General features: G+C 59.0%; 14 protein-coding genes. 4 read left to right on the forward strand and 10 right to left on the reverse strand.

Annotated elements, in window-relative coordinates; translation table 11 throughout:
- Positions 1 to 162 precede the first annotated feature (162 nt).
- Together NYR50_RS11655 and NYR50_RS11660 are read left to right on the forward strand one after the other, a co-directional pair.
- Positions 163 to 639: a chemotaxis protein CheW gene (locus tag NYR50_RS11655; protein WP_003504949.1), complete on the forward strand. Its 477-nt coding sequence runs from the start codon at positions 163 to 165 to the stop codon at positions 637 to 639.
- Between the two features lie 374 nt (positions 640 to 1,013).
- A complete protein-coding gene (locus NYR50_RS11660; RefSeq protein WP_418136050.1) occupies positions 1,014 to 2,750 on the forward strand; it encodes a methyl-accepting chemotaxis protein in 1,737 nt (578 codons plus the stop codon).
- A gap of 30 nt (positions 2,751 to 2,780) precedes the next feature.
- On the opposite strand, the gene fdhD is transcribed toward NYR50_RS11660, so the two are convergent.
- From fdhD to NYR50_RS11700, 8 genes are all read right to left on the reverse strand, one after another.
- Entirely contained in the window at positions 2,781 to 3,596 is an 816-nt protein-coding gene (gene fdhD / locus NYR50_RS11665) for a formate dehydrogenase accessory sulfurtransferase FdhD (protein ID WP_418136051.1), read from the reverse strand.
- Between the two features lie 272 nt (positions 3,597 to 3,868).
- Positions 3,869 to 4,279 carry a F0F1 ATP synthase subunit epsilon gene (locus NYR50_RS11670; RefSeq protein ID WP_006310765.1) on the reverse strand — a complete coding sequence of 137 codons (411 nt, stop codon included), beginning with the start codon at positions 4,277 to 4,279 and terminating at the stop codon, positions 3,869 to 3,871.
- Positions 4,280 to 4,410: 131 nt separating this feature from the next.
- Positions 4,411 to 5,865, reverse strand: a complete 1,455-nt coding sequence (gene atpD / locus NYR50_RS11675; RefSeq protein WP_418136052.1) for a F0F1 ATP synthase subunit beta — start codon at positions 5,863 to 5,865, stop codon at positions 4,411 to 4,413.
- 23 nt (positions 5,866 to 5,888) lie between these two features.
- Positions 5,889 to 6,767 carry a F0F1 ATP synthase subunit gamma gene (locus NYR50_RS11680; protein ID WP_006310772.1) on the reverse strand — a complete coding sequence of 293 codons (879 nt, stop codon included), beginning with the start codon at positions 6,765 to 6,767 and terminating at the stop codon, positions 5,889 to 5,891.
- A gap of 31 nt (positions 6,768 to 6,798) precedes the next feature.
- Positions 6,799 to 8,328 carry a F0F1 ATP synthase subunit alpha gene (gene atpA / locus NYR50_RS11685; RefSeq protein WP_006310773.1) on the reverse strand — a complete coding sequence of 510 codons (1,530 nt, stop codon included), beginning with the start codon at positions 8,326 to 8,328 and terminating at the stop codon, positions 6,799 to 6,801.
- Positions 8,328 to 8,894 (reverse strand): F0F1 ATP synthase subunit delta, encoded by a 567-nt coding sequence (locus NYR50_RS11690; protein ID WP_173992794.1) that lies wholly within the window; start codon positions 8,892 to 8,894, stop codon positions 8,328 to 8,330. The genes atpA and NYR50_RS11690 overlap by 1 nt, the downstream gene beginning before the upstream one ends.
- 261 nt (positions 8,895 to 9,155) lie before the next feature.
- Positions 9,156 to 9,542, reverse strand: coding sequence for a phage infection protein (locus NYR50_RS11695; protein ID WP_006310775.1), 387 nt, complete (start codon positions 9,540 to 9,542; stop codon positions 9,156 to 9,158).
- An 80-nt stretch (positions 9,543 to 9,622) separates the two neighbouring features.
- Positions 9,623 to 11,839: a primosomal protein N' gene (locus tag NYR50_RS11700; protein ID WP_418136053.1), complete on the reverse strand. Its 2,217-nt coding sequence runs from the start codon at positions 11,837 to 11,839 to the stop codon at positions 9,623 to 9,625.
- 121 nt (positions 11,840 to 11,960) lie between these two features.
- Between NYR50_RS11700 and NYR50_RS11705 the strand changes: the two genes are divergently transcribed.
- Both NYR50_RS11705 and NYR50_RS11710 read left to right on the forward strand, forming a co-directional pair.
- Complete coding sequence (locus tag NYR50_RS11705) at positions 11,961 to 12,908, forward strand: tyrosine recombinase XerC (protein ID WP_418136054.1); 948 nt, start codon at positions 11,961 to 11,963, stop codon at positions 12,906 to 12,908.
- An 80-nt stretch (positions 12,909 to 12,988) separates the two neighbouring features.
- Positions 12,989 to 14,086 carry a TraB/GumN family protein gene (locus tag NYR50_RS11710; protein ID WP_418136055.1) on the forward strand — a complete coding sequence of 366 codons (1,098 nt, stop codon included), beginning with the start codon at positions 12,989 to 12,991 and terminating at the stop codon, positions 14,084 to 14,086.
- Here the strand turns inward: NYR50_RS11710 and NYR50_RS11715 are convergent.
- Together NYR50_RS11715 and NYR50_RS11720 are read right to left on the reverse strand one after the other, a co-directional pair.
- Complete coding sequence (locus tag NYR50_RS11715; protein WP_418137296.1) at positions 14,070 to 14,558, reverse strand: DUF2867 domain-containing protein; 489 nt, start codon at positions 14,556 to 14,558, stop codon at positions 14,070 to 14,072. The two genes, NYR50_RS11710 and NYR50_RS11715, sit on opposite strands and share 17 nt — an antisense overlap.
- A 79-nt stretch (positions 14,559 to 14,637) precedes the next feature.
- A complete protein-coding gene (locus NYR50_RS11720) occupies positions 14,638 to 15,138 on the reverse strand; it encodes a cytochrome b (RefSeq protein ID WP_418136056.1) in 501 nt (166 codons plus the stop codon).
- Between the last annotated feature and the right edge of the window lie 96 nt (positions 15,139 to 15,234).

Genomic DNA, 15,234 nt, shown 5'->3' on the forward strand with positions numbered 1-15,234 from the left:
TCCGCATTTAGGTTTGCGAAACCATCTCATGCTACGAATCTTCCATTGAAGACGGAAATAGTATTTCCGGCTGTTCAGGCACCAGGCAGAACGCCAAATTCGCACATGCAAGTGTCGGTGCACTTGCGCCGGCCTCCACAGCGAGCATTGGGAAGAATTCTGATGGCAATGATTAACTCTACCAATTTTGGCGGTGAGACGCTCGAAATCATCGCATTCCGCCTGCATGATCAGGAGTTCTGCGTGAAGACGACGACCATCCGCGAAATCCGCGGCTGGGCGCCTTCCACGCCCATTCCCCACGCGCCGAAAGACGTCATCGGCGTCATGAACCTGCGCGGCTCGGTCATTCCGATCATCGATCTGGCCCACAAGCTCGGTATGAAGAGCACCGTCGCCAATGAACGAAGCGCCATCGTGGTGGCCGAAGTGCACAACATGGTCATCGGCATGCTGGTTGACCGCGTTTCGGACATCCTCACGATCCCGGCAAACCAGGTACAACCGGTTCCGGAAATCTCGGCGTCTTTCGACAAGTCCTATTCCGAAGGCATCATCGCCAACGAACACGGCATGATCTGCTTCCTGAACCTCGCAAAGATGTTCAAGGGAACCGAAGCCGAAGATCTTGCCGCCTGATCAGGCGATTACAGTCTGACGCAAGCGTTTCACTGCTTTCATCGACAACAGAACCAGACCGCCGGAGCACCCCCGGCGGTTTTTGTTTTCCAGCGCGCCCCACAACTTAAATAAGAACATTTTAATATTATAGATATCTAATATTAGAAGCCAACGAACAGTAACCTCACCCGCGTCTTATCTCATCAGGGTCCGATAGCTGACGAAGGCCGTAAAGTCGCAAGTGCCTGCATTGCTGCCAATGGCGGCAAAACCTGTTCGTTGTTCAACATGATACGGCGCGGACCACACCTTGGGTGCGGCGAGCCGCCCCGTCGACCGATATTTGGGGGACGTTAATGCTGGGGTTAGGAAAAAGCGCAGATAATCGAAATATGCTCGATGCGATATCCAGATCGCAGGCGGTCATAGAATTCGATCTCAAGGGTAATATTCTCACCGCAAACCGCAATTTCTGCATGGCGCTGGGTTATGATCTCGCAGAAATCGTCGGCAAGCACCATCGCATCTTCTGCGACCGGGAGATTGCCGCATCGCACGCCTATCAGGAGTTCTGGGAATCTCTTGCACGCGGCGAATTTCAGGCGAAGGAGTATCGCCGCATCCGCAAGGATGGATCAGCCGTCTGGATCGAAGCATCCTACAATCCTGTCTTCCGCTCGGGCAAACCCTACAAGGTCGTCAAGATCGCGACCGACATCACCGCCAAGAGGATCAAGGCCGTCGAAGATGCAGGCAAGCTGGAGGCGTTATCCCGCTCTCAGGCCACCATCGAGTTTTTCCCCGACGGTACGATCATCACCGCCAATCCTAACTTCTGCGCAACGGTGAACTACGACCTGAAGGAAATCGAGGGCAAACACCATCGCATGTTCTGCGATCCGGCCTATACCGCATCCGCGACTTACGCCAATTTCTGGCAGCGGCTGGCATCGGGAGAATTCATTTCCGACGAATTTGTCCGCTATGGAAAGAACGGCAAGGAAATATGGATCCAGGCCGCCTACAACCCGGTCCTGGATGAGGCGGGAAAAGTCGTGAAAGTGGTGAAATTCGCCACCGACGTGACCCCGCGCATGAGCGCCATCACCCTCCTTGCCGATGCCTTGCAGGCGCTGGCTGCGGGCGACCTCGTGCAGCGCCTCGACACCAGCTTCGTGCCCAGCATGGAGAAGCTGCGTGCGGACTTTAATGAGGTCGTCGGCAAGCTGCAGGCCACCATGCAGACGATCTCTCACAATGCCTCGACAATCGCCTCCGGTTCGGGCGAAATCCGCATCGCCGCCGATCAACTTTCGCAACGCACCGAACAACAGGCGGCCTCGCTGGAAGAAACTGCGGCCGCTCTCGAAGAAATCACCACCACCGTGACCGATGCCAGCCAGCGTGCCGGTGAAGCGGGCAAGCTGGTGTTGCGGACGAGGGAACATGCCGAACATTCCGGCGACGTCGTTCAGCAGGCGATTTCCGCCATGGACGCGATTTCGCGTTCCTCCGGCGAAATCACCAACATCATCGGCGTGATCGACGACATCGCCTTCCAGACCAACCTTCTGGCCCTGAATGCAGGGGTCGAAGCCGCCCGCGCCGGGGAGGCCGGCAAGGGTTTTGCCGTTGTGGCGCAGGAAGTGCGCGAGCTGGCGCAACGCTCCGCCGTCGCGGCCAAGGAAATCAAATCGCTCATCAACACCTCCCGGGAACAGGTCGCCAACGGCGTCGATCTCGTCGGCAGAACCGGTGAGGCCTTGCGGGATATTCAGTCGCAGATGGGCGAAATCGACATAAATGTCTCGGCAATCGTCGAGGCATCGCGCGAACAAGCGAACGGGCTGAAGGAAATCAATCACGCCGTCAACGTTATGGATCAGGCAACTCAGAAAAATGCCGCCATGGTGGAAGAAACCACTGCCGCCAGCCACGGCCTCGCCAGTGAGGCCGACAACCTCTATGTATTGCTGCGACAGTTCAAAATATCCGGCGACGGACAGATATCATCTGCCCAGCCCGTCGATAAAAAAGCCGCCAGCATATCCCGGCTGCCGACACCTCAGCCGCGATATGCCACGGCAAGGGCGCATGGCAATGCGGCAGCCGAATGGGCGGAATTCTAAACCCGCCCATCCCGAAGCCAACCGCCGAGGCTACAGAATAATACGGTCCGCACGGGTGAAGATTTCGAAGTCTTCACCCCGGACCAACGCAACAAGCGTAATGCCCGCTCTATCGGCAGTTTCGATGGCGAGCGCCGTGGGGGCGGAGATCGCCGCCAGAACCGGACAGCCGAGGATCGCCGTCTTCTGCACCATCTCCACCGACAGGCGGCTGGTAACCGCCACAATACCCGTCTGCGCGGAAACACCCGCATTCACCACCGCACCGGCCAATTTATCGAGCGCATTGTGGCGGCCGACATCTTCGCGCGCCGCCAAAAGCCCCTCACGCGGATTATAAAACCCGGCACCGTGAACAGCCCTTGTTTCGCGATTGAGGGTTTGTGCATCGTTCAGGGCCTTCACAGCCGCAACGATATCGTTGCCGTGGACCGACGATTTCACGCTGCTCAAATCAGGCACGACACGAACCGCCTGCTCTATCGATTCAATGCCACAGAGACCGCAGCCAACCGGGCCTGCCATATGCCGTCGTCTTGCCCGCAGCGCATCGGCCTCGGCATCCGTCAAATCCACTTGGACATCGTAACCCTGCCCCGCCTCGACCACTTCAATGGCCTGGATTTCGGAACGCATCGATATGATGCCCTCGGTGAGGCTGAAGCCGACGGCAAAATCGATGAGATCGGCAGGGCTGGCCATCATCACGGCATGGGTGCTGCCTCCATAAGAAAAAGCAACAGGCACCTCTTCCGGCACGGCACGCTCACCTGTGGCAATCGCGCCCTCACGCAAAGCGGTTCTGGCAACCCTTCGATAACTTGCTTCTACCGACACGACGATCATTCCTCCATGACGGAAAACACACCACCAACTCGATCTGTGACCGGTAAAGCGGTATTCCTCTTCGTTTTCACATCTAGCCCATCACCTAAAAAATCGGAATCGATTTCGGTAAAAGCGAGCCAATGCCGCGTGATGTGCCTTGGGCGGCAACCCGACATATCCCAAGCGGAGGAAACAGGAGACAGCTGAAAACAAAAAAAGCGGCCGAAACGGCCGCTTTTTTGTTTTAAATATTTTGTGGGCAGTCATTCTTTCGAACCCGCCCGGTGCTTTCAAGCAGCGACGAGAACCTCATGCAGGTTCGTCAGCTCATAGAGGTGCTTTTCAAGCTTGGTCAGATGCTCGTGGTGATGATTGCCTTCCTGGATTTCGGCCTTGGCCGCATCGATGCGCTTCTGCAGCGTATCAGGGGACATATCGTCAGCCGAAACAGCGGATTCGGCAAGAAGCGTGCAGCCGGTCGGCAGAATATCGGCAAAACCGCCGAAGACGACGTATTTGTGGGTTTCGCCTGAAGCGAATTTCACCGTCACCAGACCCGGCTTGATCGTGGTCATCGTCGGTGCGTGATTGGCCAGAACGGTCATTTCACCCAGCGTAGCCGGGATGACGACTTCCGTAACCGTTTCGGAAACGAGCAGACGCTCCGGGGAAACGAGATCGAATTTGAAACTGTCAGCCATGGCTATTCACTTCTTTTCAATTACGCGGGCGTCACGGACTTGTCTTTTAACAACGCAGACGAAAGTCGTTTCGGTTTCGCTGTCATTGGTCGGAAGGCGCGCGGTAACACCACGCGCCCGCCAATTTATAATCAGGCGACTTCAGCAGTCAGCTTCTTTGCCTTTTCGATGGCTTCTTCCATCGAACCGACCATGTAGAAAGCTGCTTCCGGCAGGCTGTCATATTCGCCGTTGACCAGGCCCTTGAAGCCCTTGATCGTGTCTTCGAGCGCGACGAGCTTGCCCGGAGAACCGGTGAAGACTTCAGCAACGAAGAACGGCTGCGACAGGAAGCGCTCGATCTTGCGGGCGCGGGCAACCGTCAGCTTGTCTTCTTCCGACAGTTCGTCCATGCCGAGAATGGCGATGATGTCCTGGAGAGACTTGTAGCGCTGCAGGGTCGACTGAACCTTACGGGCAACTTCGTAGTGCTCTTCGCCGACGATCATCGGGTCGAGCATGCGCGAGGTGGAGTCGAGCGGGTCGACAGCCGGGTAAATACCCTTTTCAGCGATCGAACGCGACAGAACCGTCGTTGCGTCTAGATGCGCGAACGAGGTTGCCGGCGCCGGGTCGGTCAAGTCGTCGGCGGGAACGTAAATTGCCTGAACCGAGGTGATGGAACCCTTGTTCGTGGTGGTGATGCGTTCCTGCATCTGGCCCATGTCGGTTGCCAGCGTCGGCTGATAGCCCACGGCCGAAGGAATACGGCCGAGCAGAGCCGACACTTCCGAACCAGCCTGCGTGAAGCGGAAGATGTTGTCCACGAAGAACAGAACGTCCTGGCCTTCATCGCGGAAGTTTTCAGCGATCGTCAGACCGGTCAGAGCGACGCGAGCGCGGGCGCCCGGCGGTTCGTTCATCTGGCCGTAAACGAGCGCAGCCTTGGAGCCTTCGCCGCCGCCGAGCTTGTTGACGTTCGATTCGATCATTTCGTGGTAGAGGTCGTTACCTTCGCGGGTACGTTCACCCACGCCGGCGAATACCGAGTAACCACCATGCGCCTTGGCGACGTTGTTGATCAGTTCCATGATGAGAACTGTCTTGCCCACGCCGGCGCCGCCGAAGAGGCCGATCTTGCCGCCCTTGGCGTAAGGAGCGAGAAGGTCGACGACCTTGATGCCGGTGACGAGGATCTGGCCTTCCGTCGACTGCTCGACGTAAGACGGTGCGTCCTGGTGGATGGCGCGCTTCTTGGCCGTTACGATCGGACCGGCTTCGTCAACCGGCTCGCCGATGACGTTCATGATGCGGCCGAGCGTTTCCAGACCAACAGGAACCTCGATCGGTGCGCCCGTGTCAGCAACGGACTGACCGCGAACCAGACCTTCGGTCGAGTCCATGGCGATCGTGCGCACGACGTTTTCGCCGAGATGCTGCGCAACTTCCAGAACGAGGCGGTTGCCATTGTTCTGTGTTTCGAGCGCGTTCAGGATCGGAGGCAGTTCGCCTTCGAACGCCACGTCGACAACAGCGCCGATAACCTGGGTAACCTTGCCCGCGCCGTTCACCGCTGCGGTTTTCTTGGGGGTAGCTGCCTTAGCCATTATCCTTACCCTCTTTCCTTACCTCAGAGCGCTTCCGCGCCCGAAATGATTTCAATGAGTTCCTTGGTGATCTGAGCCTGACGCTGACGGTTATAGGAAAGCGTCAGCTTGTTGATCATCTCACCGGCATTGCGCGTTGCATTGTCCATCGCGCTCATCTTGGCGCCCATTTCACCGGCAACGTTTTCGAGCAGAGCCCGGAAAACCTGAACCGAAATGTTGCGCGGAATAAGGTCTTCCAGAATAGAAGCCGCATCCGGCTCATATTCGTAGACGGCGGTCTGCGTCGTCTCAGCCGCTTCCACAACAGGCGTTGCGGCCGGAATGAGCTGCAGGCCGGTCGGGATCTGGCTGATGACGGACTTGAATTCCGAGTAGATCAGCGTGCAGACATCGAATTCACCCGCGTTGAAGAGCGAGATCACCTTCTTGGCGATCTGGTCGGCGTTTTCAAAGCCGACCTTCTTCACGTCACGCAGTTCGATACGCTCGATGATGAGCGATGCAAATTCGCGGCGAAGGCTGTCGTAACCCTTCTTGCCGACCGTGATAATCTTGACCGTCTTGCCTTCGGAAATCAGCTTGCGGGCTTGATCGCGGGCAAAACGGGCGATTTGCGAGTTGAAACCGCCGCAAAGACCACGTTCAGCCGTGCAGACGACGAGCAGATGCACGTCGTCCTTGCCGGTGCCGGTCATCAGCGCCGGAGCAACGTCAGCCTCGACCGCCGTGGCGATGTTGGCAAGAACGGCGCTCATGCGCTGAGAATAAGGCCGGGCGGCCTCCGCAGCTTCCTGGGCGCGCCGAAGCTTCGCCGCGGCGACCATTTTCATCGCCTTGGTAATCTTCTGCGTCGCCTTCACGGAGGCAATGCGGTTTTTCAGATCCTTTAGTGAAGGCATCCGTTATCCGTCCGAGTAAAAGAGCCCTGATTTAAGAGAAAGACTTGGCGAAGTTATCAAGAGCGCCCTTGAGCTTACCCTTGGTATCGTCGCTGATAGCCTTTTCCGTGCGGATGGTGTCGAGGATCGCCTTACCTTCCGAGCGGAGGTAGGAGAGGAAACCCTGCTCGAACTTGCCGACCTGTGCGACCGGGATCTTGTCGAGATAACCGTTGACACCAGCGAAGATCACCGCAACCTGCTCTTCCGTCTTGAGCGGAGAGAACTGCGGCTGCTTCAGAAGCTCTGTCAGGCGGGCACCGCGGTTAAGCAGGCGCTGCGTGGAAGCGTCAAGGTCCGAACCGAACTGAGCAAAAGCGGCCATTTCACGATACTGGGCGAGTTCACCCTTGATCGAACCGGCAACCTGCTTCATCGCCTTGATCTGAGCGGCGGAACCAACACGCGAGACCGACAGACCGACGTTAACAGCCGGACGGATACCCTGATAGAACAGGTCGGTTTCGAGGAAGATCTGGCCGTCGGTGATCGAGATCACGTTGGTCGGAATGAAGGCCGAAACGTCGTTACCCTGGGTTTCGATAACAGGCAGTGCCGTCAACGAACCAGCGCCCATTTCGTCGGAGAGCTTTGCAGCGCGCTCGAGAAGACGGGAGTGAAGGTAGAAAACGTCGCCCGGATAAGCTTCGCGGCCCGGAGGACGACGCAGCAGAAGCGACATCTGACGATAGGCGACGGCCTGCTTGGAAAGGTCGTCGTAACCGATGAGAGCGTGCTTGCCGTTGTCACGGAAATATTCGCCCATGGCGCAACCGGCAAACGGAGCGAGGTACTGCATCGGAGCCGGATCGGAAGCCGTTGCGGCAACGATGATCGAGTACTGCAGCGCGCCGCGCTCTTCCAGAACCTTTACGAACTGGGCAACGGTCGAACGCTTCTGACCGATAGCGACGTAGACGCAATAAAGCTTGTCGCCGTCAGGACCATTGTCGTGAATGGCCTTCTGGTTCAGGATCGTGTCGAGAATGATGGCGGTCTTGCCGGTCTGGCGGTCGCCGATGACGAGCTCGCGCTGGCCGCGGCCAACCGGGATGAGCGCGTCGATGGCCTTGAGGCCGGTCGACATCGGCTCATGGACCGACTTGCGCGGAATGATGCCGGGAGCCTTGACGTCAACGCGCGAACGCTTGGCGGCATTGATAGGGCCCTTGCCGTCGATCGGGTTGCCGAGCGCGTCAACGACGCGGCCGAGCAGTTCCGGACCAACGGGAACGTCAACGATAGCGCCAGTCCGCTTTACGGTGTCGCCTTCCTTGATGGAACGGTCCGAGCCGAAGATAACCACACCGACGTTGTCGGCTTCGAGGTTGAGCGCCATGCCGCGAATGCCGCCAGGAAACTCGACCATTTCGCCGGCCTGAACATTGTCGAGGCCATAAACGCGGGCGATACCGTCACCGACGGAAAGCACCTGACCGACTTCCGAGACTTCCGCCTCGTTGCCGAAATTTTTGATTTGATCTTTCAGAATTGCGGAAATTTCCGCGGCGCGGATATCCATCAGCCAACCTCTTTCAGTGCAAGCTTAAGGGTGGAAAGTTTGGTGCGAAGAGACGTATCGATCTGGCGCGAACCGACCTTGACGATCAGGCCACCGAGGATCGAAGGATCGACGGTAACGGAAATCGTCACATCCTTGCCGGTAACGCTCTTCAGCGCCGCTTTCAGTTCAGTTTCCTGCGCCTCGTCGAGCGCATGTGCCGAGGTGACCTCGGCGGTGATTTCGCCGCGATGGGCGGCGGCAATGGTGCGGTAGGCGCGGATCATGCCGGGAACGGCAAAGAGACGGCGGTTATTCGCAACAACCTTGAGGAAATTAACAGCGAGACCAGCGATGCCGGCCTTTTCGCAAATCGCGGTGATTGCCTTGAACTGATCCTCGGCGGAAAACACCGGGCTCGCAACCAGACGCTTCAAATCGTCGCTTTCGTCGAGAAGTGCGCCGAACTTGTCCAGTTCGACCTGAACCGCTTCGACCGTACCCGCTTCCAAAGCAAGCTCGAAAAGCGACGACGCATACCTTTCCGCTACACCGGATGTTCCCTGGGAGGTCTCTGCCACGGGCACTTTTTCCCTGCTAATCGTCCAAGACCATCAGCGATGGGGCTCCACCGCATCAAATTCTTGAAATCGTTTCAATTTCCCCGAAAAAGACCGGAATTCCCCCCTGCCTTTTCCCAATTTCGCGGTCCGTCTAGCATAGGACGCCGGGACTCGCAACACGCGTAATAGCGGAAAGCGCCGTTTGGGCAAGGGGGAATGCGTTTAAATTTTCCGATTTCGCTCAGGATGCGGCGTATCTGCGGCACAAATGCCAAAAAGCCCGCTTCAGACCAGCCCGAAGACGTAGCTCAACGCGAGTGCGGACAGCAGAAAGTGCACAACCAGAAGTAAGAAATTCCGCATGGTTGCGCCACCATCCGACAGCATGGAGAGAATGCCGCCGAAGACGCTGAGGCCGAATGCCGCACCAAAGGCGAGATAGACCATGGGCTGGGCGAGAAGGAGCGCGGCAGCACCGAGACCGAGATAAAAGCCGGCAAGCGACGAGCGCGCGAGCGCGTAACCATCCCTGCGCTCGCCGGCCGGCTGCAGACCGAAGGCGCGAAGCGTCAACCCCGGCGCAAACATGAAAAACAGGCCGATGATGGCTGATACCACCGCCGCGCCGAAGGCCAGTTGCTCGCCGAACTCGGCCGGAAAATAAAACTCCATCTCTTTCCCCAAATCATTGTGTTGTTCGCTCGCGTTATGACACGGTCACGACAGCGGGAAAACGCCCTCTCTGGCAAAGTTCAAAGGAAACTTTGCGGATCGATATCGAGCTGCACATGCACGCTGCCACGCTCCTTCGGGCCACTGGCAAGAAGCGTGCGAAGAAAAGACTGCATGTCGGAATTGCGCCGCCCATGCACCAGCAGACGAAAACGGTGGCGGCCACGGATCAGTGCCAGCGGCGCTTCCGCCGGGCCGAGAAGCATGATGCCGGTGACCTGCGGGGCTGCGGCCCGCAATCCACGCGCATGGGTCTCCGCCTCCGCCCGTGTATCGGCGGAGACGATGATCGAAGCGAGACGGCCGAAGGGCGGCAGGACGGCCTTTTCGCGCTCGACGATCTCCCTTTCATAAAAGGCCGAGGCATCACCCGACACGATCGCCTGCATCACCGGGTGCTGCGGCTGGTAGGTCTGCAGCAGGCCATGGCTCTTCAACCCCGTTCGTCCGGCACGGCCGGTCACCTGCGAAAGCAGCTGGAACGTCCGCTCCGCCGCGCGCGGATCGCCATTGGCAAGGCCGAGATCGGCATCGACAATGCCGACGAGCGTCATCAGCGGGAAGTTATGTCCCTTGGCGACAAGCTGCGTCCCGATGACGATATCCGCCTCGCCCTTGACGATCGCCTCCAGCTCCAGCCGCAGCCGCTTGACGCCCATGAGATCGGAGGAGAGCACAATGGTGCGGGCTTCCGGAAAATGTTTCTCTACCTCCTCGGCGATCCGCTCCACCCCCGGCCCACAGGCCACCAGGTGATCGAAGGTTCCGCATTCCGGGCAATGGTCGGGCGTCGGCTCGTTGTGTCCGCACTGGTGGCACTGCAATTGATTGCGGAAGCGGTGTTCCACCAGCCAGCTGGAACATTGCGGGCACTGAAAGCGGTGGCCGCAGACCCGGCAGAGCGTCAGCGGCGCATAACCGCGCCGATTGAGGAAGAGCAGGGACTGCTCGCCCTTTTCGATCGTCTTGCCGATGCCACGCAGGAGAACCGGTGAAAGGAACCCTCCCCTTTCCGGCGGATGGCGACGCATATCGACGAGATGCAGGTCCGGCATCGCCGCATCGCCAAAGCGGGTATGCAGATGGATGGTGTTGTAACGCCCCGAACTGCCATTAACCTGGCTTTCCACCGACGGCGTGGCCGAGACCAGCACGACAGGGAATTCGGCGATACGCGCCCTCACCACAGCCATGTCGCGGGCATTATAAAAGACGCGGTCTTCCTGCTTGTAGGCCGGGTCGTGCTCTTCATCGACGATGATAAGGCCAAGATTGTCGAACGGCAGGAAAAGCGCCGAGCGCGCGCCCGCCACCACTTTCACCTCACCCGTCACCGCCTGCCGCCAGACCTTTTCGCGCATGCGCGGCGACACATCCGAATGCCATTCCGCCGGTTTCGCACCGAAGCGATCCTGAAAACGCTCAAGAAACGCCGCCGTCAGGGCGATTTCCGGCAGCAGGATAAGGACCTGCTTGCCTTGTCGCAACGTTTCCGCCACCGCTTCGAAATAAACCTCTGTCTTGCCCGAACCAGTTACGCCGTCGATCAGGGAGACATTAAAGCCACCCTTGCGCACATCTTCAATTATCTCCGAAGCAGCCTGTTTCTGCGGGCCTTCCAGACGTGGCGCGACATAATCAGGGTCAGGCTCGGCCACGACAGGCGGCGCGGGCAGAAAGACCGTCTCGAACACACCCTGCTTGACGAGACCGTCGATGACGCTGGTAGAGACGCCCGCCGCATGGGCAAGCCCGCTCTTGGTCCAGCCATGCCCTTCGGCCGCCAGCTCCATTACCCGCTCGCGGGCGGGAGTCAGGCGCTCCGGCCTGCCTTCGGTCAGCCGCAGCCCCTCGATCATCGGCTCGGGATCGAAGGCGGCGGGCGCGCGCAGCGCCATGCGCGCCACGAGGCCCGGCGGAGACAGCGTATAGGCGGCAACCCAGTCCACGAAGCGGCGCATTTCGGCCTTCAGCGGCGGGCACTCGAAACTCTTGGTAATGGGCCGCAGCTTCTTCGGATCGACGCCCTTCTCGCCGGCATCGTCCCACACCACACCGAAAACCTGCCGCGGACCGAGCGGCACCTGCACGACGGAACCGGTCTCGACCACCATATCCTCGGGCACGGCGTAGCTATAAGGCCCCGGAGCCGGCAGGGGCACAAGAACGGGCACCGTGCGCGTGGGCGACGGCGGGTCAAATAGAGCCCCAAACAGATCGGACGAATCTTTTGCCATGATGTGGCGACCATGCCCCGGCGACAGGAAAAAGGAAACCGCCCGGATGTAGTGGGCGCGCCCCACAAAGTCCACCTCTTAACCAAATGCTGACCATAAGCGCATAGTTTCGGGGGATGGAATGGAGCGCCGCGTGACCGAAATCCTGACATTTGCCGAACCCGATCTCCTGAACGAGCGCCAGTCCTGGCTCGCCACCCTTGCCGGCGAGCGCCGCCTTGCTGACAACACCGTCGAGGCCTATGAACGCGACACGCGCCAGTTTCTGACATTCCTCACCGGCTATATCGGCAGGCCCGCGACCATAAGAGATATAGCCGATCTGCGCCCTGTCGATCTGCGCGCCTTTCTGGCCAACCGGCGCAAGGAAGGCGCCGGCGCGCGTTCGCTCGGCCGGCATCTGGCGGGACTGCGCTCGCTTCTTCATCATCTGCAGAAGAAAGGCCTCGTCAACGCGGCGGGTGCGACCGCCATGCGTGCGCCAAAACAGCCAAAATCCCTGCCGAAAGCGCTCACCGACCGGCAGGCGCTGAAGATCACCACGGCAGAGGCACAGTTGAATGAAGAACCCTGGATCACCGCCCGCAATGCCGCGGTTCTTTCGCTGCTTTATGGCTGCGGTCTGCGCATTTCCGAGGCATTGGGTCTCACGCCAGCCGATTTTCCACCCGGCACCCGCAGCCTGCGCATCACCGGCAAAGGCAACAAGACGCGGATCGTGCCGCTGCTCGCAGTGGTCACGGAAGCGGTCGATACCTACAGGAAGCTCTGCCCCTATGCTCTGGCCGCGGATGAACCGATGTTCCTGGGCGCACGCGGCGGCAAGCTTCAGCCCGCCATCATCCAGCGGGAAATGCAGAAGCTGCGCGGCGCTTTCGGCCTGCCGGAAAACGCCACTCCGCATGCGCTGCGCCATTCCTTCGCCACCCATCTTCTGGCGGGCGGTGGCGACCTGCGCACCATTCAGGAACTGCTCGGCCATGCGAGCCTCTCCACCACGCAGGTCTATACCGGCGTCGATACCGCACGACTGCTAGAAATCTACGACAACGCCCACCCGCGCGCCTGAAGCAGGAAATGGTTAACCACAAACATTAACCAGACGTCCAAACCGCCGTTCTATAAACAAACAAGAACCGGATTGGACCGATGCACAGCCTTATAAAACCCGAAAATCTCACCGCCACCCTGATGGGAAAGACCGGCGACGCCCTGCTCTGGCTGCTGGCGGCCCTGCATGTCACCGCCGTCGCCGTCCTGCTCATGACCCTGCTGTCACTCAGTGAAGCGGGGGCTGCGGAGCAGAAGATCACCTGCACGGGCAGCGACATTCTCGTGGAGATGCGCAAGACCGATCCGCAAGCTTTCACAAAGATCGAACAGGAAGCGGCCGCCATTCCAAATGGCAAGGGCAATTTCTGGCGCATCGAAAAGGCAGGCACGGCTCCGTCCTATCTTCTCGGTACCATGCATGTCACCGATCCGCGCGTTCTGGAAATGCCGACCGCCGCCAGCCCCGCTTTCGAAAAGGCCGCGACTGTCATCGTGGAGTCGGATGAAATCGTCGACGACAAGAAGGTCGCGGCATCGCTGCTGAGCAAACCAGAACTCACCATGTTTCTGGATGGCAAATCGATCACCGACATCCTGTCGTCCGAAAATGTCGCGCGCCTCGAAAAAGGCCTGAAGGAGCGCGGCATTCCGCTGAATGCGGTTTCGCGCATGAAGCCCTGGATGCTGTCGAGCTTCGTCGCCCTGCCCGCCTGCGAATTCGCCCGCAAGGCAACCGGTCTCTCCTTTCTCGACAAGAAGCTGGCCGAAGACGCGATTGCGGATGGAAAGCGGCTTGTCGGGCTGGAGACCATGGTGGAGCAGCTGACGGCCATGTCCGAACTGCCGATGGAATTCCATCTACAGGCGCTGATCGAAACGCTGGAACTCGGCGACCGCATGGACGACGTAATGATGACCATGACCGATCTCTATGTCGCCGGCGATATCGGCATGACCATGCCCATGCTGAAAAGCATCGACCCCAAAAAGACAGCGGCAGAAAGCGAACAGGGCTACGCCGCCTTCGAGCAACGCATCATCACCGACCGCAATCACGTCATGGCCGACAGGGCCACCCCCGAGCTTGCCAAGGGCAATGTCTTCATGGCCGTCGGCGCACTGCATCTGCCCGGCGAGGAAGGCCTTGTCGAACTGCTGCGCGCAGAGGGCTTTACGCTCACGCGGGTCGACTGAACCACGCAGTCTCGGTGCTGACAGGCCGGACATCGCTACAGAACGGCCGCATCGTCGCCGGCACGATACGGCGGTGAAACGGCCCGACGGCAAGAAGATAGAACCGCCCGAACAGGTTCTTGCGCCGCACGAGGGTGGTGACACTCATCAGCTGGCGGCTTTCCTCTTCTTCCAAATCAACGACGATCCGGAAATCGAGATGGCGGTCATCGAAACCCAGCACGGTCCGCTCCCGGCTGGAGGACAGAATCGGAAATCCGCCCGCCGAAGCGCCGGCCACCAACTCGACCGTTTTTAAGCCAAAAAGCGAAACGACGCGGTTTCGAAGCGCCATCAGCCCGCTAATCCATGCCGGAGGATGATCGAGAAGAAGCCTGCTCACATCGAGCGAGCTCATTCCCCGCGTCATCATCTCGCCCTGAAAGCGATCGCACCAATCGGCGCCCGGCAATATGTCTTCGCTGTTTCGCATCTCTGTACCCCAGCCGCCCGGTGCGGCAAGGGTCACCATCGTCTTTTTCCGTCGAACCGAAAACGCGACAAACCGCCGCTCAGCCGTGTGTCATGCGCTTGAGAATATTGGTGCGCCAGTAGAACTGATGAACCAGAACGGCTGCGACATGGCCCGCGATCAGCACCCACATCAACACCTTGAACGGACCGGAATGCAGCTGCCCTGCCGTCTGAATCCCGAAATAATAAGCGGCGATACCGGATAGTGGCAGGACGAAGAAAAGGGCGTAGAAGGTGAAATGCGCTACCTTCGCGGCAATCTGAAACGGCCGCGGTTCTTCGGCCGGATGCGGCGGTACGCCCTGGAAAAAGCGAAGACAGAGACGCAGAACCGCAAGGAACAGGATGGCAAAGCCGACATAGGCATGGATATTGGCCGAAGAAATCTGGTCCGGCGTCAGCGTCTCACCCCGCCGCATCAGCCGGTAGGCGTGGGCCATGGCGTCAGGAAACAGCAGATTGAAGAAGATCAGAAGCGCCATTGCCCAGTGAATGACACGCTGCGGAACGGAAAAGGAAACTTGACTGAAAGATGCCATTTTATTGCCTTTTATCAAAAGGTTAGACAGGCTATGGCACGAGTATGAGAAACCCCGGCCTGCATGGCAAGCCGGGGTTCAACAGATGACTGAAAT

It is taken from the genome of Agrobacterium sp. El2ro-1b, from assembly GCF_048298475.1.
Taxonomy (GTDB): domain Bacteria; phylum Pseudomonadota; class Alphaproteobacteria; order Rhizobiales; family Rhizobiaceae; genus Agrobacterium; species Agrobacterium fabrum.